Source organism: Actinomadura viridis (genome assembly GCF_015751755.1).
Lineage (GTDB): Bacteria > Actinomycetota > Actinomycetes > Streptosporangiales > Streptosporangiaceae > Spirillospora > Spirillospora viridis.
This window is the reverse complement of the sequence record NZ_JADOUA010000001.1, coordinates 135,980-157,421: the sequence shown is the minus strand read 5'-3', so window position 1 is coordinate 157,421 and position 21,442 is coordinate 135,980. Positions and strand designations below refer to the sequence as shown.

The 21,442-nt window shown below is 71.6% G+C and carries 19 protein-coding genes; 12 read left to right on the top strand and 7 right to left on the bottom strand.

Going from position 1 to position 21,442, the window contains the following annotated elements; translation table 11 throughout:
- The first annotated feature begins 10 nt into the window (after positions 1 to 10).
- Genes hisD through IW256_RS00620 form a run of 3 tightly spaced genes read left to right on the top strand, consistent with a single transcriptional unit; the run spans position 11 to position 2,819 of the window.
- Positions 11 to 1,312 (top strand): histidinol dehydrogenase, encoded by a 1,302-nt coding sequence (gene hisD, locus IW256_RS00630; protein WP_197009073.1) that lies wholly within the window; start codon positions 11 to 13, stop codon positions 1,310 to 1,312.
- A complete protein-coding gene (locus tag IW256_RS00625; protein WP_307828686.1) occupies positions 1,309 to 2,073 on the top strand; it encodes an SDR family NAD(P)-dependent oxidoreductase in 765 nt (254 codons plus the stop codon). Before hisD ends, IW256_RS00625 begins: the two co-directional genes overlap by 4 nt.
- Positions 2,070 to 2,819 carry an HpcH/HpaI aldolase family protein gene (locus tag IW256_RS00620; protein WP_197009072.1) on the top strand — a complete coding sequence of 250 codons (750 nt, stop codon included), beginning with the start codon at positions 2,070 to 2,072 and terminating at the stop codon, positions 2,817 to 2,819. The genes IW256_RS00625 and IW256_RS00620 overlap by 4 nt, the downstream gene beginning before the upstream one ends.
- A gap of 286 nt (positions 2,820 to 3,105) precedes the next feature.
- Here the strand turns inward: IW256_RS00620 and IW256_RS42595 are convergent, their stop codons facing one another.
- On the bottom strand, positions 3,106 to 3,792 hold the full coding sequence (locus IW256_RS42595) for a peptidase inhibitor family I36 protein (RefSeq protein ID WP_197009071.1): 687 nt from the start codon (positions 3,790 to 3,792) through the stop codon (positions 3,106 to 3,108).
- A 338-nt stretch (positions 3,793 to 4,130) separates the two neighbouring features.
- Between IW256_RS42595 and IW256_RS00610 the strand changes: the two genes are divergently transcribed.
- Positions 4,131 to 4,619, top strand: a complete 489-nt coding sequence (locus IW256_RS00610; RefSeq protein ID WP_197009070.1) for a hypothetical protein — start codon at positions 4,131 to 4,133, stop codon at positions 4,617 to 4,619.
- Positions 4,620 to 4,668: 49 nt separating this feature from the next.
- On the opposite strand, the gene IW256_RS00605 is transcribed toward IW256_RS00610, so the two are convergent.
- Positions 4,669 to 5,259: a TetR/AcrR family transcriptional regulator gene (locus tag IW256_RS00605; RefSeq protein ID WP_197009069.1), complete on the bottom strand. Its 591-nt coding sequence runs from the start codon at positions 5,257 to 5,259 to the stop codon at positions 4,669 to 4,671.
- A gap of 141 nt (positions 5,260 to 5,400) precedes the next feature.
- Between IW256_RS00605 and IW256_RS00600 the strand changes: the two genes are divergently transcribed.
- Entirely contained in the window at positions 5,401 to 7,227 is a 1,827-nt protein-coding gene (locus IW256_RS00600; RefSeq protein ID WP_197009068.1) for a cellulase family glycosylhydrolase, read from the top strand.
- Between the two features lie 145 nt (positions 7,228 to 7,372).
- Complete coding sequence (locus tag IW256_RS00595; RefSeq protein ID WP_197009067.1) at positions 7,373 to 7,936, top strand: MarR family winged helix-turn-helix transcriptional regulator; 564 nt, start codon at positions 7,373 to 7,375, stop codon at positions 7,934 to 7,936.
- 60 nt (positions 7,937 to 7,996) lie between these two features.
- Here the strand turns inward: IW256_RS00595 and IW256_RS00590 are convergent, their stop codons facing one another.
- Entirely contained in the window at positions 7,997 to 9,256 is a 1,260-nt protein-coding gene (locus IW256_RS00590; RefSeq protein WP_197009066.1) for a cytochrome P450, read from the bottom strand.
- Between the two features lie 76 nt (positions 9,257 to 9,332).
- Positions 9,333 to 10,685 (bottom strand): glutamine synthetase family protein, encoded by a 1,353-nt coding sequence (locus IW256_RS00585; protein ID WP_307828685.1) that lies wholly within the window; start codon positions 10,683 to 10,685, stop codon positions 9,333 to 9,335.
- A gap of 128 nt (positions 10,686 to 10,813) precedes the next feature.
- Here IW256_RS00585 and IW256_RS00580 point away from each other — a divergent pair, with 128 nt between their 5' ends.
- From IW256_RS00580 to IW256_RS00555, 6 genes are all read left to right on the top strand, one after another.
- Positions 10,814 to 11,629: an acetoacetate decarboxylase family protein gene (locus IW256_RS00580; protein ID WP_197009065.1), complete on the top strand. Its 816-nt coding sequence runs from the start codon at positions 10,814 to 10,816 to the stop codon at positions 11,627 to 11,629.
- 187 nt (positions 11,630 to 11,816) lie between these two features.
- Complete coding sequence (locus tag IW256_RS00575; protein WP_197009064.1) at positions 11,817 to 13,301, top strand: aldehyde dehydrogenase; 1,485 nt, start codon at positions 11,817 to 11,819, stop codon at positions 13,299 to 13,301.
- Positions 13,301 to 14,236, top strand: coding sequence for a DODA-type extradiol aromatic ring-opening family dioxygenase (locus IW256_RS00570; protein WP_197009063.1), 936 nt, complete (start codon positions 13,301 to 13,303; stop codon positions 14,234 to 14,236). The genes IW256_RS00575 and IW256_RS00570 overlap by 1 nt, the downstream gene beginning before the upstream one ends.
- Positions 14,237 to 14,240: 4 nt before the next feature.
- Positions 14,241 to 15,089, top strand: a complete 849-nt coding sequence (locus tag IW256_RS00565) for a fumarylacetoacetate hydrolase family protein (protein WP_197009062.1) — start codon at positions 14,241 to 14,243, stop codon at positions 15,087 to 15,089.
- 69 nt (positions 15,090 to 15,158) lie between these two features.
- Positions 15,159 to 15,374 (top strand): ferredoxin, encoded by a 216-nt coding sequence (locus IW256_RS00560; RefSeq protein ID WP_197009061.1) that lies wholly within the window; start codon positions 15,159 to 15,161, stop codon positions 15,372 to 15,374.
- Between the two features lie 4 nt (positions 15,375 to 15,378).
- Positions 15,379 to 16,659, top strand: coding sequence for an NAD(P)/FAD-dependent oxidoreductase (locus tag IW256_RS00555; protein WP_307828684.1), 1,281 nt, complete (start codon positions 15,379 to 15,381; stop codon positions 16,657 to 16,659).
- 86 nt (positions 16,660 to 16,745) lie between these two features.
- On the opposite strand, the gene IW256_RS00550 is transcribed toward IW256_RS00555, so the two are convergent.
- The 3 genes from IW256_RS00550 to IW256_RS00540 are packed head-to-tail and all read right to left on the bottom strand — an operon-like array spanning position 16,746 to position 21,440.
- Positions 16,746 to 19,214 carry an ATP-binding cassette domain-containing protein gene (locus IW256_RS00550; protein ID WP_197009059.1) on the bottom strand — a complete coding sequence of 823 codons (2,469 nt, stop codon included), beginning with the start codon at positions 19,212 to 19,214 and terminating at the stop codon, positions 16,746 to 16,748.
- A 4-nt stretch (positions 19,215 to 19,218) separates the two neighbouring features.
- Complete coding sequence (locus tag IW256_RS00545; RefSeq protein WP_197009058.1) at positions 19,219 to 20,382, bottom strand: substrate-binding domain-containing protein; 1,164 nt, start codon at positions 20,380 to 20,382, stop codon at positions 19,219 to 19,221.
- Positions 20,382 to 21,440, bottom strand: coding sequence for an ABC transporter permease (locus IW256_RS00540; protein WP_197009057.1), 1,059 nt, complete (start codon positions 21,438 to 21,440; stop codon positions 20,382 to 20,384). The genes IW256_RS00545 and IW256_RS00540 overlap by 1 nt, the downstream gene beginning before the upstream one ends.
- Positions 21,441 to 21,442 lie beyond the last annotated feature (2 nt).

Genomic DNA, 21,442 nt, shown 5'->3' with positions numbered 1-21,442 from the left:
AGGAGAACCCGTGTCGCACTTCCTGAAGAAGCCGGTGCCCAAGGAGAAGGTCGCGCAGGACCTCGGCGAGGTCCGCGCCCGGGTGGAAGCGATCATCGCCGACGTCCGCGAGCGCGGCGACGCGGCGGTCCGCGAGTACTCCGAGCGGTTCGACGGCTGGTCGCCGGAGTCGTTCCGGCTGACCGCCGAGCGGATCGAGGAGATCGTGGCGGGCGTGCCGCGCCAGGTGATCGAGGACATCGAGTTCGTCCAGGCGCAGGTGCGCGGGTTCGCGCAGCGGCAGCGCGACTCGCTCCAGGACTTCGAGGCCGAGACGCTGCCGGGCGTCCACCTCGGGCAGAAGCACATCCCGGTCGCGGCGGCCGGCGCCTACGTCCCGGGCGGCCGGTACCCGCTGACCGCGTCCGCGCACATGACGATCGTGACCGCCAAGGTCGCCGGAGTGCCCCGGGTCGTGGCCTGCACGCCGCCGATCCGCGGCGAGGTCCCCGCCGCCACGGTCGCCGCGATGCACCTGGCCGGGGCGGACGAGATCCACCTGCTCGGCGGCGTCCAGGCGGTCGCCGCGATGGCGGTCGGCACCGCCAGCGTCGGCCGGGTGGACCTGATCGCCGGGCCGGGCAACGCGTACGTGGCCGAGGCCAAGCGGCAGCTGTTCGGCGAGGTCGGCATCGACCTGTTCGCCGGCCCCACCGAGATCCTGATCATCGCCGACGAGACCGCCGACCCCTTCACCGTCGCGGTGGACCTGCTGTCGCAGGCCGAGCACGGCCCGGACTCCCCCGCCATCCTCGTCACCACGTCCGCGGACCTGGCCCGCGCGGCGATCGACCACGTCGAGCGGCTGCTGCCGGGCATGCCCACCCGCGACCTCGCCGGGCCCGCGTGGCGCGACCACGGCGAGGTCGTCGTGGTGGACGCGATCGACGAGGCGTTCGCCGTCGCCGACTCCTACGCCGCCGAGCACGTCCAGGTGCTCACCGCCGAGCCCCGCCGGGCGCTGGACGCGATGCGCGACTACGGCGCGCTGTTCCTCGGCGAGGGGACCTGCGTCTCCTACGGGGACAAGGTCATCGGCACCAACCACGTGCTGCCGACCCGGGGCGCGGCCCGCTACACCGGCGGCCTGTGGGTCGGGAAGTACCTCAAGACCGTCACCTACCAGGAGGTCACCGACCCGGCCACGAGCGCGTGGCTCGGCGAGGTGTGCGGCCGCGCGTCCCGCGTCGAGCTGTTCGAGGGCCACGCCCGTTCCGGTGACGTGCGGGCCGCCAGGTTCGGCGGCACCGAGCCGGCCTGGCGGCCCGAGTGACGGCCGCGGTCCGGGGCCGCACGGCGCTGGTGACCGGCGGCGGTGGCGGGCTCGGCGCCGCCATGGCCGCCGGGCTCGCCGCCGCCGGGGCCCGCGTCATCGTGACCGGACGCGACCGGGCCAGGCTCGACGCCGTGGCCGCCGGGCTGCCGGCGCCGGGCCGCGCCGCCGCGTGCGACGTGTCCGACCCCGCGAGCGTCGCGGCGCTCCTGGCCGAACTGGCCGACGAGACGGTGTCGATCCTGGTCAACAACGCGGGCGTCCCCGGCCCGGTCAAGCCGCTGGTCGATGTGGAACCGGAGGAGTGGGACGACGTCTTCGACGTCAACGTCCGCGGCGTCTACCTCATGTGCCGCGCCTTCCTGCCGGGAATGCTGGAGCGCGGCACGGGCGACGTGATCAACGTGGCGTCGGTCAGCGGCAAGCGCCCGCTGGTCGCGCGCACCCCGTACTGCGCGTCCAAGATGGCGGTGATCGGCCTGACCACGACGCTGGCCGCCGAGGTCGGCCCGCGGGGCGTCAACGTCAACTCGCTGTCGCCCGGACCGGTCGCCGGACCGCGGATGGAGCGCAACTTCCGGCTGGAGGCCGAACGCACCGGCGCGACCCCCGCCGACGCGGAACGCGCCTTCGTCTCCCGCTCGGCCCTCGGCCGGATGGTCACCGAGGACGAGGTCGCGGCCGCCCTGGTCGCGATGCTGTCGATGCCGGGCCTGTGCGCCGCCGACATCGACCTGTCCGCGGGAATGGTGGCACGGTGACCGCTCTGCGACAGCGGCTCCGATCGGGCGAGCCGCTGCTCGGCGGGATCCTGCGGATGCCCGGCGAAGCGCTCGTCGAGATCGCCGGGATCGCGGGCCTCGACTACGTGCTCGTCGACTGCGAGCACGGGCCCGCGGACCTGGTCGCCCTCCAGCACCACATCACCGCGGCCGAGGCCCACGGCCTGGCCGTCCTGGTCCGGGTCGGCGCGGACGACCCGGGCCTCGTCCTGCGGGTGCTGGACCTCGGCGCCGCCGGGATCGTCGTCCCGCATGTGGACACCGCCGATGAGGCGCGCGCCGCGGTCACCGCCGCGCACTACCCGCCGCTCGGAAGGCGCGGCTTCGCGACCTACAGCCGGTCAGGCCGGTTCGGGGCCGTCCCCATCGCCGAGCACCTGCGCCGCGCGTCCGAGGAGACGCTGGTCGTGGTGATGGCCGAGACCCCGTCCGCCTGCGCGAACGCGCCGGAGATCCTCGCCGTCGAGGGCGTGGACGCGATCTGGGTCGGGCCCGCCGACCTGTCGGTGGCGATGGGCCTGACCGGCGGCGGCGCCGAACCCGCCGTCCAGGCCGCGATCGCGTCCGTGCGGGCGGCGGCTCGGGACGCCGGGCGGAGCGTGATGACGATCGTCGACTCCCCCGGCCGGGCGGCGGAGGCACCGCCCGGCCTGATCGTCTACAACCTGGCGCACATCCTGCTGACCACGTTCCGGGATCTCGCCGCGGCCCGCACCCCGCGTTGAGACCGCACCGCCTCCTCCGCTCGGCCCCGGGCAGAGGAGGGCCGGTCGGGCAGCCGGTTCCAGACGGTCCTCTGGAACGGACTCTGGGTTGACGTCCTTGCAGGTCACCGTGTCAGGACGTGTCCGCGTGACATGACCGGACACAGGTGACACCGAATCTCCTGGTGAAGGTTCTCCCCGCTCTGCTGTCGTGGTCCCGCGGGTCCCCGGCGCGCCGAACGGCCGGACGGCGCGAAGAACCGGCCGGTCCCATGCGGGATCGGCCGGGCTCGGCCCGCATCGCCCATCAGCTGTGCCGATAGCTCAGGATCGCGACGGACGGCAGCGGGGCCCGGTTGAGGTGCTGCAGGATCGTCTCCTGGCCGGTGCAGCCCGTCCCGGCGAAAAGCCGTTGCCGTTCCTTGCTGTTGTTCTTGACTGATCGGGCGACGAAGGGCAGCGGCTGGCATTTGCTGTCGCTGAAGTAGTCCGGCGGCAGCGTGATCTTCCGGCCGATGAAATTCGGTTCCGGCCAGAAGCAGACGTGCCCCTCGACGCAGTCGGGAGTGCCCGCCGCGGCCGTCTCGCCGGGCGCCCTGGTGCCAATGATGAGGGCCACCGCGACGCCGGTCACCACCGCCGTCGTCCCTGCGGCGGCCGCCGCCGACAGCACCAGGCGCCGCCGCATCCGGCGGGCGTGTTCTGGCAGCTCCGGGCGGACGACGTCCTTCACCGGGGCGGCGGCCGCTTCGATCCGCTGCCGTACGGGCTCCAGTTCGTCGAGGAGGCCGGGCTTGCCGCATCCATGGAGGAAGCACTTGAGCTGCTGCGCCGTAGGGACCACGCCGTTCTCGATGTTGGAGACGCGCTGCCGGGTGAGGGCCGCCCGATCGATGTTCGAGCGCCGGGCCACGGCCTGCTGGGTCAGCTGGCCGCGCAGCTCGCGCAGGAACGTCCCGAGCTCTTCCGCTGACGTGATCTCACTAGCGCCCACTCGTCTCTCCAACACACCAATGGCAGACACTGATCGTAGCAAGATGAACACGCTGTGGAGTGAACATCGGAACAGGTCGGCCGCGGGCCGTGTGAGGAATGGCCCCCACTCCTCGATCAGCTTGTTCGCCGGCTCGCATGACCGTCCGGCAGTGGCCCTGACGAGTGATCGACAATTGGAACCGCGCTCATATCCGGCTCCTCTAAAACAGCAGAACGCCCATTGGGATGGTGGTCACAGCCGGCACGGCGGCGGGGGCGGCCGTTGCTGCTGGACGGTCTCGTCTACCAGGAGCGCGCATGTACTCTCCCTTCCGTCCGGCGACGCAGGAGCGGCGAATGCCCGGCACGGTCCGGCTGGCGGTGTCACTGATGCTGATCATCGCCGTGGTTCAGATCGCGGGGGTGTCCCTGGGGTTCATGGCGGCGGACGAGATGCGCGCCGAGCTGGAGGCCGCCTACAGCGCCGACGAGTACGTCGGGGCCGACGACGTGAACGCGAAGGTCAGGGAAAGCCTGATCGGAGGGATCGTCCTGACGGGCCTGCTCAGCGCGCTGTGGAGCTGGATGGCGGTCAAGTACCGTTCCGGGCGCCGCTGGGCGCGTATCACCGGCACGATCCTCTTCGGGCTTTTCACATTTCTTTGGGTGCTGTGGCTCGGAGTGTTCAACGGTGAACCTCCTCCGGGGAGCCTGGACCCCGGCGAGCACATGCTCCTCGCCACCCCCGCAGCGAACGCCGCCATGTGGGTGCTCGCCCTGGTGATCGTGGTGTTGTCCTGGACACCGCCCGCCGATCGCCATTTCCGCCGGGCGCGGCGCCCCTGAGAGAACGGGTCTGCCGGACGAGCGCGAACGGTGCCGCGCCTGTCCGTGCTCAGTCTGAGGAACGGGGCGCGGCGAGAAGGCGGGCGAGCGCGGCCGCGAACCGGGCGGGGTCGATGTCGGCCGGGGGACGGCCGAAGAACTCGCTGGACAGGTGGTAGCCGGTCAGGGCGGAGACCATGACCGCGAGCAGCGCGTGCGGATCGTCGTCCGCGATGCCCGGCAGGTCCCGCCGCAGATGCTCGGCCTCCTCGGCGATGCCCTGGTCCAGGAGGGCGTCGCGGATCTTGCCGGTGAGCTCGGGGAATCGGCCGTGCTCGCGGGCCAGCAGGGTGATCAGCGGCCTGATCCGGGTCATGTACTCGAGTCGCTGCAGGAGTCGGCGGGCCAGCGCGTCCTGGGAGTCGCCGGTGACGGGGCCGCGTTCGAAGGTTCGGCGGTGTTGTTCGGCGCGGTCGAGTTCGCGTTCGAAGAGCTCGCCGAACACCTGCTCCTTGGACCGGAAATGCCGGTAGAAGCTGCCGCTGCCGGGAGAGAGCCCGGCCCGCTCCTCGATGCCGGTGACGGTCGTGCCGCCGAAGCCGCGCTGCTGGATCAGCTCCAGGGCGGCGTCGAGGATGCGCTCGCGCGTGGTGGAGGGCACGGATGCAAGATACCTCTTGCAAATGCAAGAGGATTCTTGCACAGTGAAGGCCCCTCAACGGAAGGCCGCGCCATGTCCGCGATACGTGTGTCCTTAATGTCGGCTCGTTGTGTCCGGATTGCGGCGGCCGTACTCGTGGCGATGGCCGGTGTGTCCGCCGTCGACGCGCCCGCGGCGAAGGCGGCGGACGGTCCAGGGGCCGTCGTCGTCGCTCCCAAGCAGCGGAACTGGGTGTTCCGTGACGCCGACGGCCGCGAGGTGACCCTGCGCGGCTTCAACGTCTCGGGAAGCACCAAGCTCTACGAGAACGACCTGCTGCCGTTCCGCACGACCGCGGACGCCGCCAAGTCCGCCCAGGCGATGCGCGACCTGACCGGCGCCAACGCGATCCGCTTCCTGATCAGCTGGGAAGGGATCCAGCCCGCCCCCGACCGGATCGACTACGCCTACCTCGACCGGGCCATCGCGCAGATCAGGGCGTTCACCGACCGCGGGTTCCGCGTCCTGCTGGACTACCACCAGGACCTCTACTCCGCCCACCTGTTCAACCCCGGCAGCTGGTACACCGGGGACGGCGCGCCCAAGTGGGTGATCCAGGCGGGCGGCTATCCCAAGGAATCCTGCGGCATCTGCCTGCTGTGGGGGCAGAACATGCAGAACAACGCCGCCGTACGCCGGGCCGCCTACGACTTCTGGCGCAACCGGGTGCTCACCACGTCCGCCGGGCAGGTCGGCGTCCAGGACGCCTACCTCACCCAGGCCAAGGCGACCATGACGTACCTGAAGCAGCGGCTCCCCCAGACCGCCTTCGACAGCATCGTCGGCTTCGACCCGTTCAACGAGCCGTTCGACGGCGGCCTGGACGGCGGCACGGGCCTGGACTGGGAGAAGAACCACCTGATGCCCTTCTACCAGCGCTTCCGTACCGCCATGGACGAGGCGGGCTGGAACGCCAAGCCCGCGTTCGTCGAGCCGCTGGTCTTCTGGAACACCGGCTTCTTCGAGCAGGGCGGCATGACGTCGGTCGGCCGGCTGGGCACCCGGTGGGTGTTCAACAGCCACTACTACGACGGCGCCCGGATGACCCTGGACCCCTCCCCCGCCTCCGACGGCACGTACGCCGCCCCCATGAACGAGATCCGGCAGCGGGCCACCGACCTGGGCACCGCGCCGCTGGTCTCGGAGTTCGGCAACAAGCTCTCCGGGACGGGCAGCGACCGCACCCCCTGGATGATCCGCGCGATGTACCAGGGCATGGACTCCGGCGTCCCCGGCCGCAACTGGTGGAACGGACCGGCGGCGGGCGGCTCGGTGCTGTCGTCGATGCAGTGGCACTGGGACGTCTACAGCGGCCGGCACCGCGAACTGATGAACGGCAACCCCGACAAGGTGCAGACCGAGGGCGACGGATGGAACGACGAGGACCACTCCGTCGTGGCCACCGACGACGCCGGCGGTGTCACGCTCCGGCTGGACGCGCGCGTCCTCGACCGGCTCTACCCGTCGGCGGTCAACGGCGACACCCTGGCCTTCGCCTTCGAGGATCTGGCCCGTTCCGGCTACGGCGGCGCCGGCCGTCAGCAGGCGTGGCTCACCGTCCCGTCCTCGCTGCCCAGCCTGGCCGCCCTCGTCAAGGATCGCCAGTACGGCGTGCTGGTGTGGAGGGGGTCGGCCACCGCCGCGCCCACGGAGCTGCACCTGCCCCGTTCGTTCGCCCCGGCGGGCACCACCGTCGTCAGCGACCTGGGTACGGTCAACGGCGTGCCCGCGTCCGGCCCCGTCAGGGCCGTCCACGAATCCGGCTCCTCCTCGGCGTACCGGCTGCAGCTCACCGCGGCCGCCGGCTCCGCGGTGCACGCCGCCCTGGTCGTCAACACCACGACCGGCACACCCGTGACCGCCGAGCAACTGGCCGCGGCCCGAACCGAGCTCGCCGCCTGGGCGAACCGCCAGTTCCCCGCAGGCTGACCGCGAACGCGCGCCCTCTGACCCGCGGACCGCGGGTCAGAGGGCGAAGCGCTCTCACGCCGGGGCCTCGAGGGAGAAGAAGCTCGGTGTTCCGATGATCCCGGCCGGATCGTTGGGCCCCGAACGAGCCGTTAGAGTGAGGACCGTGACCGACGACCACCACCTCACCGAGACCGAGCAGGCCGCACGCGAGCGGCTGGCCGGGCTCGACGTGGACCTGACCGCCGCGGAGGCGCTCGCGAACCTCCACCGGGCGGTGAACGCCGTGCGCAACCACTTCGAGCAGTCGGTCCTGCGCGAAGCCGATCTGACCTGGACCGGCTTCGTCGTGCTGTGGGTCGTCTGGATCTGGGACGAGCTGGAGACGCGGCAGGCGGCGGCGGAGGCGGCCATCACGAAGGGCACCCTGACCGGTGTGGTCAAGACCCTGGAGGCACGCGGCCTGGTCGAGCGCCGTACGCATCCCTCGGACCGGCGGCGGGTGCTGCTCCGGCTGACCCCTGCCGGCGGCCGCCTCATGAAGACGCTGTTCCCGAGGTTCAACGCGGAGGAGAGGTTCGTCCTCACCGACCTGGACGGCGACCAGATCGCGGCGATGACCACCGCGCTTCGCACCGTCGTCCACCATCTGGACGCGAACGGCTCCGACCGCCAGGACGCGCTGCGCGCCTCGTCCCGGCGGCCGCGCAGGTCCCGGGCGAAGGGCTGACCGGGACCGGCCGCGTCCGGGCGGACCGAACGCGGGCGCGGCCCCGCCGCCGGCCCCTGGTCAGTGCGTGGTGACCCGGACCGGGAACTTCTTGATCCCGTTCACGAAGTTGCTGCGCACCCTGGTGACCTCACCGGCGAGCTCGATCTTCTTCAGCCTCGGCAGCAAGGTCTCGAACATGAGCCGGACCTCCATGCGGGCGAGGTTGTTGCCGAGGCAGAAGTGCGGTCCGCCCTTGCCGAAGGTGACGTGGTCGTTGGGGTACCGGGTGACGTCGAAGGCGTAGGGGTCGTCGAAGACCTCCTCGTCACGGTTGCCCGAGGCGAACCACATCACCACCTTGTCGCCGCGCCGGATGTGCCGGCCGTGCAGTTCGACGTCACGGGTGGCGGTGCGCCGGAAGTGGTAGACGGGGGTGGCCCAGCGGAGCATCTCCTCGACGGCCGTCGGGATGAGGTCGGGCCTGCTCTGCAGCAGTGCCAGCTGGTCGGGGTTCCGGAGCAGTGCGAGCATCGAGTGGCTGATGGTGTGGCGGGTCGTCTCGTTTCCGGCGACGACGAGCAGCAGGAAGTTGTTGTCGAACTCGGTCGCGGTCAGGGATCGGCCGTCGCTGGGCACCCGGTTGACCAGTTTGCTGATCAGGTCGTCACCGTCGCCGCCCCGCCGCCGGCGGGCCAGTTCGCGGCCGTACTCGAAGAGCTCCACGGCGGCGGGAGAGCGGAAGGGCAGGTGCTTGAACTTCTCGCTGCCCTCGTCCTCCAGAAGGATGTCGGCATAGTCGGGATCGGTGTTGCCGATCAGCCGGTTGCCCCAGTCGATCAGCTGCCCGGTGTCCTCCTCGGGGACGTCGAGCATCCTGGCCAGGACCTGGATCGGGAAGTCCGCACTGATCTCCTGGACGAAGTCGAACTCGGTCTTGCGCAGGGCCGCGTCGACGGTGGCGTGCGTGAGGCTCCGCAGGAACTCCTCGTACCTCTTCAGCGTCTGCCCGCCGAAGTCGCGTTGCAGCAGCTTGCGGAGCGCCCGATGGCGGATGCCGTCGGTCTCCAGGATCGATCGCCGGATCTCGATCAGGTCGTCGTCGATCTCCTCCAGGTTGACGAATCGGGAGGAGGTGAAGGTCTCGGTATCCCGGTCGATGGCGACGATGTCCCGGTGGCGGGTGACCGACCAGAACCCGGAGTTGGGGGCGGGCTCGGGATTCCAGTGGACGGGTGCCTCGTGGCGGAGCACGTCCAGCCGCGTCCACGCCTCGTGGCGCTCGAACACGTCCAGGTCGGTGAGGTCGACATCGTTGACCGCGATGGTGTTGCCGGTCATGGGGGGCTCCTTGGACTGTGCGCGTCCGGGGCCGTGAGCCCGCGCGAGGGCGGGACGGCCCGCGGAGGCTGCGGATCTAAAGGTGGTAGGCGTACTCCCGGAATTCCCAGTCGGTCACCGACCTGGAGAATCGCTCGAGTTCGTTGCGCTTGTAGGCGAGGAAGGTGGAGACGAAGCGCGGCCCCAGGAGTTCGGCGAAGTCGGTGTCGGCCGCCAGGGCGTCCAGCGCCGCGCCGAGATCCTGCGGGAGGAGGTCGGCCTCCGCCGAGTCGTAGCCGTATCCCTCCAGGGGCGCCGGGACGCTGAGCCCGTCCCGGATTCCGAGGTAGGCGGCTCCGAGCAGGCCGGCGATGACGAGGTAGGGATTGGCGGTGGCGTCGCCGAGGCGCAGTTCCAGGCGCGTCGCGTGGCCCCGCTCGGGTGGGATGCGCACCATGGCGCTGCGGTTGTCCAGCCCCCAGTCGATCCGCCACGGTGCCAGGCTGTCCGGTCCGAACCGCTTGTAGGAGTTGATGGTCGGATTGGCCAGCGCGGTGAGCGCCGGCGCGTGCGCCAGCACTCCGGCGATGGCCGACTGCGCGATCTTCGAGAGGCCGTGCTCCCCCGCCGGGTCGTCGAAGAGCGGGCGGCCGTCCTCGGCCACGGTCGAGAAGTGCAGGTGGAAGCCCGAGCCGCCCTCGTCGTCGAAGGGCTTGGCCATGAAGGTGGCGAGCTTGTCCTCCTGCCGGGCGAGCTCCTTGATCGCGGTCTTGAACCGGAAGGCCCGGTCCGCCGCGTCGAGGGCCTCGGAGTGCCACATGTTGATCTCGAACTGGCCGGAGCAGAACTCGTGGTTGGCGGCCACCACGTCCAGCCCGTACCCGTCGAGACCGCGCAGGGCCCGCAGGAGCAGGTTCTCCGGGTCGCCCTTGCGTCCCGTCACATAGACGTTGCCGGTGGCCTCGCCGTAGCGGCGCCAGCCGGTGGAGCTCGCCTCCTCCCTCTCCAGAAGGAAGAACTCCAGTTCGGGGCCCACGGTCGAGCGCATCCCGAGCTCGGCGAAGACGGCCACCATCCGCTTGAGGACGGCACGCGGGCTCTCCTCGGCCGGAGTCCCGTCCGGGTTGAAGATGTCGGCGATGCAGTGCGCCACCCCGGGTTCCCAGGGCAGGTCCCGCACGGTGGCGACATCGGGAACCGCGATGACGTCCGGCAGGCCGGCCGACAACCCCTGCTCGATCTCGAGCAGATCGCCCCCCGGGGTCGTGCCGTACACCGTGCGGCAGAACGCCACGCCGTCCTGCGCGGTCCGGGCGAACCGGCCCACGAGCAGATCGCGACCGCGCTCGGTGCCGATCAGGTCGGGGTACCCGATCCGGACGATGTCGATGTCGCGGTCGGACAGCGTGGCCGCCATGGCGTCGAGAGCGCGCCGGTCGGATTGGCCCACGATCACTCCTAGGTCGTTTGAGTCCAAACGTTAATTGCCCCAGGTCGAGATGGCAAGACTTTCACCACCCCGACCGGAGAGGTATCGTCCGGACCCAAACGAAATCGGCCTGGGACGGGAGTCGGATCATGGGCGAGGTCAGAGGTTTCTTCTATCCGCGCACGGCAAGCGGGCGGTCGTCGCTCATCCCGCGGCCGCCCTGGTACTACTCGGGCGACCTGCTCACCGTGGAGTACCGCACGGACCCCGCGAGGGTCGCGGAACTACTGCCCGCACCGCTGACGCTCGCCGAGGACGACCCCGGGGCCGTCGCGCTGATCTGGGCGGACTGGCAGTCCTGCTCCTCCTCGCGCGAGGAGCTGCTCGATCCGGTCCGCTCCCAGTACAAGGAGGCGTTCGTCGTCGTACGTTGCGCCTTCGAGGGCAGGACCTATTCACGCTGCGTCCACATCTGGGTCGACAAGGACTTCGCGATCGCCCGCGGCATCCACCAGGGCTACCCCAAGAAGCTCGGCTCGATGTGGCAGACCCGGCCCCATCCGTTCTCCCAGGCGGCGCCGCGGCTGGCGCCCGGGGCCGTGTTCGGGGCGACGCTGGCGGCCGGTGACCGGCGGCTGGCCGAGGCCGTCCTCCACCTCACCGGGGAGTCCGAGAACGGCGGCTTCGTCAACGGCCATCCGATGGCCCACCATCGCGTCCTCCCCGGCATCGGGCGCGGGGACGCCGACGCCCACGCCGAGCTGATCGAGTCCGGTGCCAGCCAGGTCGACGCGGGCCAGGCCTGGCGCGGCGACGTCGAGCTGCGCCTGTTCGACTCCCCCACCGAGGAGCTCGCCCGGCTGGAGGTCCACGAGATCATCGGGGGCTTCTACCGCCAGGTCGGCGTGGTCTGGGACGGGGGGAGGTCACTCGCCCGCCTCACGGGAAGCGACCGCGAGGCGTGAGTACGGGGACACGGGCGGCGGCCACGGCCGGACGCGCACCGGCGACGCCGGCCCGCGGGTCAGGCGCCCGGAACGCTCCGGTCGCCGGACATCGTCCCTGGCCGCGGCACTTGACCGGCTCGCACGGCGCAGTTACGTTTGGGCCCGAACGAATTTTCCGCCATCCGTCCACCAGCCAGGAGAGCACGTGAACGCCGTCGTCGCGGGCGTCAGTGTCGACACCGACCACTGGATCGGTGGCCGACGGGCCGGTTCGGCCGCCACGTTCGAGGATCGGTCCCCCATCGACGGGGACGTCATCGCCAGGATCGCCCGGGGCGGCGGCCCCGAGGTGGACGCCGCCGTGCGGGCGGCCGAGGCCGCCTTCCCCGGATGGGCGGCCACGGCGCCGGACCGGCGGGCCCAAGTCCTGCGGGACATCGCCGCCGGCATCGAGGAGCGCCTCGAAGACCTCGCGGTCGTCGAGACCGCCGACAACGGAGCGCTGCTCCGCTCCCACCGGCGGGGCGTGATGCCGAGGAGCGCGCACAACTTCCGCTTCTTCGCCGACCACCTCTCCGAGCGGCTCGGCGAGCCGGACTTCGACACCCGGGGGCACCGCAACCACCTCTCCTGGGATCCGGCCGGCGTCTGCGCGCTGATCTCGCCTTGGAACGCTCCGCTGATGCTCGCCACCTGGAAGGTCGCCCCGGCGCTCGCCGCGGGCAACACCGTCGTGCTCAAGCCTTCGGAGTGGTCACCCCTGACCGCGTCGCTGCTGTGCGACATCGCGGCCGACGCCGGTCTGCCGGATGGTGTCCTCAACGTGGTGCAGGGCATCGGAACGGAGGCCGGAGCGGCGCTGGTCGCGCATCCCGGCGTCCGCCGCATCTCCTTCACCGGATCGGTGCCCACGGCCAGGAGCATCGCCAGGACCGCCGCCGCCAACCTGACGCCGCTGTCGCTCGAACTCGGCGGCAAGTCGCCGTTCATCGTGTTCGCCGACGCGGACCTCGACCTGGCCGCCGCCCACGCCGTCGAGCAGTACGACAACGCCGGACAGGTATGCCTCTCCGGAACCCGGCTGCTGGTCGAGGAATCGGTCCGGGACGAGTTCGTGGCCCGGTTCCTCGACAAGGCGAGGTCGCTTCGGCAGGGAGACCCGCGCGACGAGGCCACCGACATCGGCCCGTCCATCCATCCCGACCACTTCGCCCGGGTCGACGGGTTCGTCCAGCGCGCCAAGCGCGACGGCGCGACCGTGCTGCTGGGGGGCGGCCCCAACGAGGACCTCGGCGGCCTCTACTACCGGCCGACGCTGTTCACCGACGTCGACCCGCACAGCGAGATCGCCACCGAGGAGGTCTTCGGCCCGGTCCTGGTACTGCGGCCGTTCACCGGCGAGGAGGAGGCCGTCGCGGCCGCCAACGATTCCGCGTTCGGGCTGGCCGCGATGGTGTTCACCGGCGACGAGGACCGCGCCGAACGGGTCACCGCCCGGCTCGTCGCCGGCACCGTCTGGGTCAACTGCTTCTTCGTGCGCGACCTGCGCGCACCGTTCGGCGGATCCCGCCTCTCCGGGATCGGCCGCGAGGGCGGCAGGTGGTCCTTCGACTTCTACTGCGACATCAAGAACACCGTGTTCGCCCCCGAGGGCTGGACCGGCCGTTCCCCGAGCAAGGAGGCACCCTGATGGGTGAAGTGGTGGGAGCCGGGCTACTGGCGCACGTGCCCACGATCGCGCTGCCCGAGCCCGAACGCCGCGAACTCAACCACGGTGAGGACACCACCCTGGTCAGCGGGTTGCGGCAGCTGCGGCGGGAGGTGTTCGAGACGCTCGACTACGACACCGTCGTGGTGCTCGACTCGCACTGGGCGACGACCGTGGAGTTCGTCGTCACCGCGCACCCGCGCCGCGCCGGGCTGTTCACCTCCGAGGAACTGCCGCGGGGCATGTGCCGCCGCCCCTACGACTTTCCCGGCGACCCGGAACTCGCGCACGCCATCGCCGCGAAGGCCGACCGGCACGCGACCTGGATCACCGCGATCGACGACCCGGCACTGCCGATCTTCTACGCGACGACGAACCTCTGGGAGTACCTCGGAGCGGGGCTGCCCGGCAAGCGCTGGATCTCCATCGGCGTGTGCCAGACCGCCGACGGCGAGGACCACCTGCGGCTCGGCCGGGCGCTCGGCGACGCGATCGCCGAGACGGACCGCAGGGTGCTGCTGGTCGCCTCCGGGGCCATGAGCCACACCTTCTGGCCGTTGCGCGAGTTGCGCCGGCACGAGGCCGCCGGAGTGGAGCACATCTTCACACCGGAGGCCGCCGAGGCCGACCTCGCCCGCATCGGCTGGTTCGCTCAGGGCGACCACGCCCGGGTGCTGGCCACGATGCCGGAGTACCTGCGTTTCAAGCCCGAAGCCCGCTTCGCCCATTACCTGATGATGATCGGCGCGCTCGGCGAGGGCGACTGCACCGCGCCCTCCCGCCAGTACGGCAGGTACGAGAACGCGATCGGCACCGGCCAGGTGCACCTGTGGTTCGACCGGCCCGCGGCGGGATTCCCGCGCCCGCGCCCGACCGCCTCGCAACTCCTGTCCTCGCCACAAGCCCACGGAGCGTGACCTGATGACCGAGTACCGCCGAATATTGCTCGACGGGGCCGCCGTCGAGGTCGTCCGCGACGGTGACACGCTCCGTGCGGCGGACGGTCGTACGGCCGGCGTCGACGAGGCGGTGCACCTTCCCCCCGTGACCCCCTCCAAGATCATCGCCGTCCACCTGAACTACCGCAGCAGGGTCGAGGAGTTCGGCACCACCCTCCCCTCGGCGCCGACCTACTTCCACAAGCCGACGTCCTCGCTGAACGCCCACCGGGGCGCGGTCGTGCGTCCCGAGGGATGCGCGTGGCTCAATTACGAAGGCGAGATCGCCATCGTCATCGGGCGCACGTGCCGCAACGTCTCCCCGGCGGAGGCCGGGCGGTACATCGCCGGATACACGATCGGCAACGACTACGGCCTGCACGACTTCCGTGACACCGACGCCGGCTCCATGCTCAGGGTGAAGGGCTCCGACACGCTCTGCCCGCTGGGCCCGGGCCTCGTCGACGACTGGGACTTCCGCGGCAAGACGCTCCGCACGCTCGTCAACGGAGTGGTCAGGCAGGAGGCCGGCACCGACGAGATGGAGTGGGACATGCACTACCTCGTCGCCGACATCGCCAGAACGATCACCCTGTACCCCGGGGACGTCCTGCTGTCCGGAACCCCGGCGATCTCCCGGACGGTCCATCCGGGGGACGTCGTCGAGGTCGAGGTCGAGGGCCTCGGCCGGCTCACCAACCACATCGTCTCCGGGCCCGTCCCGATCCGGACCGACTGCGGCGCCCAGCCCACCGAAAGCGAAGAAGTCCTGTCCACCGCCCAGGGCGGCGACTGGGAGTTCCGGGGTGTGCGCCCGCCTCGGCGCGGCTGACCGTACGCGGCACCCGCCCGTACCGACCCTCTCGGCACATCCCTCTCGGCACATTAGGAGGCCACCGCCATGCGTATCGTCGTCGACCTCGCCCTCTGCCAGGACCACGGCCAATGTGTCTTTTCCGCCCCCCAGGTGTTCTCGCTCGACGAGAACGGCAAGCTGTCGTTCCGCGACGGGGCGACCGACACCTACATCTCCGCCGACCTGGACGAATCATTGCGCGATGACGTCGAGGAAGCCGCCGACGCCTGCCCTCTCCAGGCCATCGAGGTCGAAGGCTGAACGGGTGACGCCGACACAGCCGGCCCCCGCGGCCACCGGCCGCTGCGTGGTCGTCGGCGCCTCGATGGGGGGCCTGCGCGCGGCCGAGGCCGTGCGCAAGGCCGGCTTCACCGGCGAGATCGTCGTCGTCGGTGAAGAACCCCACATGCCCTACAACCGGCCTCCCCTGTCCAAGGAGGCCCTCGGCGGCGGGTTGGATCCGGCGGCGCTGCGCTTCCGGATCCCCCGGGCCGCCGGCGACGTGACGTGGCGGCTGGGCGAGCGGGTCGCCGCAACCGATCTCGCCGCCCGGACGGTCACCCTCGAGAACGGCGACGTGCTCGCCTGGACCGGGCTGGTCGTGGCCTGCGGGCTTCGTCCCCGCCGCCTGGCCGTCCCGGGCCCGCCCGGCGGCCGGCACGTCATCCGTACCATCGAGGATGTCCAGCGCCTGCGCGACGCGCTGTCCCCGGGCGCCCGGCTGGCCGTCGTCGGCGCCGGGTTCATCGGCTGCGAGGTCGCCGCCACCGCCCGCGAACTGGGTGTCGAGGTCGACGTGATCGCCCCCACGGCGGTGCCGGTGGAACGACCGCTGCGGCGGATGCTCGGCGCGGCGCTCCAGCGCCGGCACGAGGCGCGCGGCGTGCGGTTCCATCTGGGCGTCGCCCCGGTGGAGTTCCGCGGCGGCGACCACGTGACCTCGCTGCTGCTGGGCGACGGCACCGAACTGCCGGCCGACGTGGTGGTCGAGGCCGTCGGGTGCGTCCCGAACGTCGAATGGCTGGACGGCAACGGCCTCGATCTGACCGACGGCGTGCTCTGCGACGACCGTCTACGGGTCGAGGGCCGCGCCGACGTCGTGGCCTGCGGAGACATCGCCAGGTTTCCCAATCCGCTCTTCGGCGGCGTGCCACGCCGCGTCGAGCACTGGTCCATGGTCACCGAGACCGCCAGGAGGGCCGGCCACACCCTGGGCCGTGCGCTCACCGGCGCGGAACCGGACCCGGCTCCGTTCGCGCCCATCCCCTCCTTCTGGAGCGACCAGTACGGCATGCGCATCCAGTCGTTCGGCGTGCCGGACCTGGGAGCCGAGGACGTTCGGGTGCTCGACGGCGACCTCGATGACGAGGTGGCCGTCGGCTACCACCGCGACGGCCGGCTCATGGGCGTGGTCCTGATCGGTCTCCGTTCCCACTACATGCGCTACCGCGCGCTCATCGCCGAGAACGCCGAGCACGACAGGGGTGGGGCGCCCGTCCCGCAGGACAGGGTCGCGGAACGCACGGTCGGAGGGAGCCGGGCCTGAGAGTCCAAGAAAAGTGTGAAGCTCCTGCCTGAGGCAGGAGCTTCACACTTTTCACGCTCCGGGACGACCGTCGCGGACGGCCCGTGTCACGACCGGACCCGCGTCGACCTCAGCCGCGAGTAGACGCCGGCGCCGAGCAGCGTCATGAGCCCCACGAGCCATCGCTGCCACGCGTTGTCGAGTCCCAGGAACGTCGTCGCGTTCATGACCTGCACGATCAGCAGGGCGCCGAGCATCGCGCCGAGGAACGAACCGCGGCCGCCGAAGACGCTCGCCCCGCCGAGCACCACGGCCGTGATGCTCATCAGCGTGTACTCCATCCCGAGATTGGGATCGCCGATCCCGACCTGGCCCGCGAGTACCAGCGCGCCGCACAGCGTCAGGCCGGCGCAGCCGAGGTAGGCGTACAGGCGCACCCGCCCGGGCGAGAGACCCAGCCGGCGCGCGACGTCGGCGTCGGAGCCGACCGCGCGCAGCGCCATGCCGGAGCGCCTCCGCCGCAGCCACCACTCCAGGGCGATTCCGGCGGCGACGGCGGCGGCGAACGAGAGCGGGAGCGGCCCGACCGCGGCGGTGAGGGCGTTGCCGAACCCGATGTCGTACGTTCCGCCGGGCGTCGGGCGCAGCAGCAGCGAGCAGCCCTGGAACACGATGTAGGTGACCAGCGTGGTGACGATGGGCGAGATGCCGCCCGGCCCGGCCATGGTGCCGTTCAGCAGGCCCGCGCCGAGCGCGACCGCGGCGACGGCCAGGAGCCCGAGCACGAGCGCCGCGGCGCCCAGCGGTTCGACGAAGAAGAACGAGCCGACGACGACGAGCAGCCCGCTGAGCGGGCCGACGGACAGATCGAAGCCGCCGGACTGCACCACGAGGAGCTGGCCGAGCGAGATGAACATGAGCGCGGCGAGCAGCGCGAGAGTGGTACGCACGTTCTGGCCGCTCAGGTACAGCTCGTTGCGCGAGGCCACGAAGGCCCCGAGCGAGCCGATGATCGTCAGCAGCACGAGGCCGGGGAAGTGGTCGCCGCGCAGGAACCGCGCCCGGGCGCCGTGACCGCCGCCCGCCTCGCGCGCCTCCCCCGCCATCAGCGCGGCATGGGCGATCTCGTGCTCGGACACCTGCTCGTCGCGGAGTTCGGCCACGACCCGTCCGCGCGCGAAGACCAGGACCCGGTCGCACAGGCCCTCCAGCTCGATGGGGTCCGAGGACACGATCAGCACTCCGGCACCGTCCGCCGCGAGCGCGCGCAGCGAGCGGTAGATCTCCGCACGCGCGCCGACGTCGACCCCCTGCGTCGGGTCCTCCAGGAGGAACACCCGCGGTTCCGCCATCAGTGCGGCGCCGATCAGCACCTTCTGCTGGTTGCCGCCGGAAAGGGTGGCGACCGCCGTCTCGGCCGACGCGGCGCGCACGTCCAGCCGCTCGACCTGCCGCATGACGGCGTCCCGCTCGGCGCCGCGCCGGACGAGACCGCCGCGCCGGCGCTCGCCGAGGGTCGGCAGCGCGAGGTTCTCCCGGACCGAGAGCGGCATGAAGAGGCCGTCGGTGTGGCGGTCCGCGGGCAGGTAGACGATGCCGTGCCGCCGTGCGGCGCGCACGTCGCGGATCTTCACTTCCGCGCCGTCGACGGCGACGGCCTGGCGGCTCGGGGTGACGCCGGCGAGCGCGTGCAGCAGCTCGCGCTGCCCGTTGCCCTCCACACCCGCCAGGCCCACGATCTCACCGGCGCGCACGCTGAGACTCACGTCCGCGAAGCCGTCGCTGGAGAAGCCCTCGACCGCGAGGACGGGCCTGCCGTCCGTGGCCCGCTGCGGCTTGCCGGCGAGGGCGGCCTCGACGGGGCGGCCGACGACCTGGTGGACGATCTCGTCGTCGGAGATCTCCGAAAGCGCCCAGCTGCCCGCCACCGTCCCGTCGCGCAGCACCGTGACGCGGTCGGCGATGCGCCGGATCTCGGGGATCCGGTGGGAGATGTAGATGACGCCGACGCCGTCGGCGGCGAGGCGCTCGACCCACGCGAAGAGGCTGTCGATCTCCGTGGCGGAGAGCGGCTCGGTGGGCTCGTCGAGGATCAGCAGGCGCGGGGCCGCGACGTAGGCCTTCGCGAGCTCGACGAGCTGGCGCTGGGCGACGGTCAGATCGCAAACGCGGTCGTGCGGGCTCACGGTGGCGCGGACCGCCACCAGTGCCTCGCGGCACCAGGCGACACGGTCGCCGGGCCGTGCCTCCGGCGCCGCGAGCGTCATGTTCTCCACGACCGTGAGGTCGGGGGCGAGCGCGGGGCGCTGGTGGGCGATCACGAGACCGAGGGCGCGGGCCGCCACGGGGGACGGCCGGTCCAGGGGGACGCCCCCGACCTCGACCGTGCCCGCGTCCGCCGCCTGGGAGCCGGATATCACGGCCATCAGGGTGGACTTCCCGGCTCCGTTCTCGCCCACCACCGCGTGCACCTCACCGGCGCGGACGTCGAGCGAGACGCCCTTGAGCGCATGGACGCCCGGATAGGACTTGTGGATCCCCTGGACGCGGAGGGCGCGGGGGGTGTCTGCCGGCATGGTCCTACTTCCCGAACAGGGTGGCCATCTCCGCCGACGTCAACGTCGAGGAGAGGATGGCGTCCGGCGGGAGCCCGGTGTCGCAGCGGACCCTCAGCTTCTGGTCCGTACTCGTCGAGTCCTCGAACAGCGACAGCTTGATGACCGCCGGTTCGGGATTCTTCTTGCCATGGGCCGCCGCGACGGCCTGCCGCAGGGCGAGCCTGCTGATCCACGGGCGGCTCGACACCGTCGCGAGCGGGAAGCGCTTCCCCTCCTGCTGGTCCTTCCAGAGGCAGCTCAGCTGGTTGAAGTCGTTCGTGGCGACCGGGACGAGCGGCCGGCCGGCCGACTGGAGCGCACGGATCGCGCCGATGGTGCTGCCGCCGTAGTCGGAGATGATGCCGTCGATCTTCGGGAACTTGGTGAGCAGCCCGGCCATCACCTGCTGGGTCCTGGCCACGTCCCAGTTGGTGTCGACCGGGCCGGCGAGCAGCTTCATCCCGGGGTGCCGGGCGAACACCTCACGGATGCCCGCCGCCTCGCGGGGCGAGGTCGGGTTCCCCGGAGTGCCGCCGAGGAAGACGACGTTCCCCTGCCCCTTGAGCTGCTCGACCATCCACTCGGCCCAGACCCGCCCGTTCTGCTCCGGGCTGTCATAGACCGCGGTGACGTAGTCCTGGCCGGCCTTGCCGCCGAGATCGCCGGGCGTGATCACGACCTTGACACCGGCGCGCATCGCGGCGCGCATCGCCGGGATCATGGCGGGTCCCGAGTCCGGCAGGACGACGATCGCCTTGGCGCCCTGGCTGACGAGCGTGTTGACGTCGGAGATCGCCTTCTGGGCGCTGCCCTGCGCGTCGGTGTAGATGACCTTCTTGATCGCGGGGCACCGCTTCGCCTCGGCCTCGAACTCGGAGCGGCTGATCTTGCGCCATGAGTTGGCGCCGTAGCCGTCGGCGAGACCCACGGTGATGGGCGTGCCGCCGCAGACGTCGGACATGCGCCCGAACCCCTCGCCCGATCCCGACGCCTCCACGGGGGTGGCGGACGCGGTGGGCGTGCCGGCCGCGCCGCCGCCCGGACCGCCGTTGCCGCAGCCCGCGGCGAGGATGAGGGGCGCCATCGTGAACGCGACGCCGATGCGGTGATGTCTTCTTCGGTCGGCTCTGTGGGTTCTGGCAGGCATCAGCTTTCTGCTCCTTCGAAGGACGGCGAGTGGCTCGAGGGCGGTCCGGCCGCCGGAGGTTCCCGGCGGCGCGTCCGCACGCGATCGGCGGCGCGCTGGAGGACGGTCAGCTCTCGTGCGGCGACGCCCGCCGCGATCACCGCGGCCTGGATGAGGTACTGCACGGCCGTGGGGGCGCCCACGGACAGCACGAGCTGGTTGAGCTGGGTGAGGAAGAGCGCGGCGAGCGCGGTCGCGACCACGCTCGCGCGCCCGCCGGTCAGGGGCGTGCCGGCCAGCACGACGACGGCGACCGTGGAGATCAGGTACGGATCGCCGACCGAGAGCCCCGGCGACTGCTGGAAGCCCGCGATCAGCGTTCCGGCGATCGCGTAGCAGAGCGCCGCGACGACGTACGGGGCGATGCGGTAGGTGTCCACGCGCAGCCCGGCGTTGCGCGCGGCGACGGTGCTCACGCCGACGGCCACGTGCCGGCGTCCGAGGACGGTCCGCTGGAGCACGACGCCGGCGAGCGTCAGGACGGCCAGCGCGGCGATCATCGTGTTCGGGACGCCCAGGGTGCGCTCGATGGCGATCCGCGTCAGCGCCTGCGGCGCCGCGGTCGGCACTCCGCCGGTCACGGTCAGGACGACGCCGATGGCCAGCGCGTTGACCCCGAGCGTCGCGATCAGCGGGGTGATCGCCAGCCGTGCCACGAGCACGCCGTTCAGCAGCCCCATGGCCACCGCCGCGCCGAACGCGACGCCGATCGCGGCGGGCGTCCCGCCGAACTCCTGCGCGCCCTTGGTGACCACCGCGGCCGACAGCGACACCGTCCCGGCGACCGAGAGGTCGAGCCCGCCGTGCTGGACGACGATCGTCTGGCCGATCGCCGCGATGGCCAGCATCGAGGCGAACGGCAGCATGGTCAGGAGGGTGGATCCGCGCAGGGTGTCGGGCGCCGCCGCGAGGCTGACGAGCAGCAGCAGCGCGAGCGCGAAGCCGATGCGGCCGAAGGACGCGGCGAGCGGCCCCTCGACGCGGCGGAACGGCGTCGCGGCCTTCCGGAGGCCGTTCATCG

Excerpts from the sequence above, each read along its gene's own strand:
- IW256_RS00590 (WP_197009066.1), bottom strand. The coding sequence starts at position 9,256 with ATGACCGGCAACACCATCGCGGTCAACGATGTCGACCTCACCGACCTG.
- IW256_RS00560 (WP_197009061.1), top strand. The coding sequence starts at position 15,159 with ATGCGTATCGTCGTCGACCTCGCCCTCTGCCAGGACCACGGCCAATGT.
- IW256_RS00540 (WP_197009057.1), bottom strand. The coding sequence starts at position 21,440 with ATGAACGGCCTCCGGAAGGCCGCGACGCCGTTCCGCCGCGTCGAGGGG.
- IW256_RS00550 (WP_197009059.1), bottom strand. The coding sequence starts at position 19,214 with ATGCCGGCAGACACCCCCCGCGCCCTCCGCGTCCAGGGGATCCACAAG.
- IW256_RS00610 (WP_197009070.1), top strand. The coding sequence starts at position 4,131 with ATGCCCGGCACGGTCCGGCTGGCGGTGTCACTGATGCTGATCATCGCC.
- IW256_RS00580 (WP_197009065.1), top strand. The coding sequence starts at position 10,814 with ATGGGCGAGGTCAGAGGTTTCTTCTATCCGCGCACGGCAAGCGGGCGG.
- IW256_RS00600 (WP_197009068.1), top strand. The coding sequence starts at position 5,401 with ATGGCCGGTGTGTCCGCCGTCGACGCGCCCGCGGCGAAGGCGGCGGAC.
- IW256_RS00570 (WP_197009063.1), top strand. The coding sequence starts at position 13,301 with ATGGGTGAAGTGGTGGGAGCCGGGCTACTGGCGCACGTGCCCACGATC.
- IW256_RS00545 (WP_197009058.1), bottom strand. The coding sequence starts at position 20,382 with ATGCCTGCCAGAACCCACAGAGCCGACCGAAGAAGACATCACCGCATC.
- IW256_RS00565 (WP_197009062.1), top strand. The coding sequence starts at position 14,241 with ATGACCGAGTACCGCCGAATATTGCTCGACGGGGCCGCCGTCGAGGTC.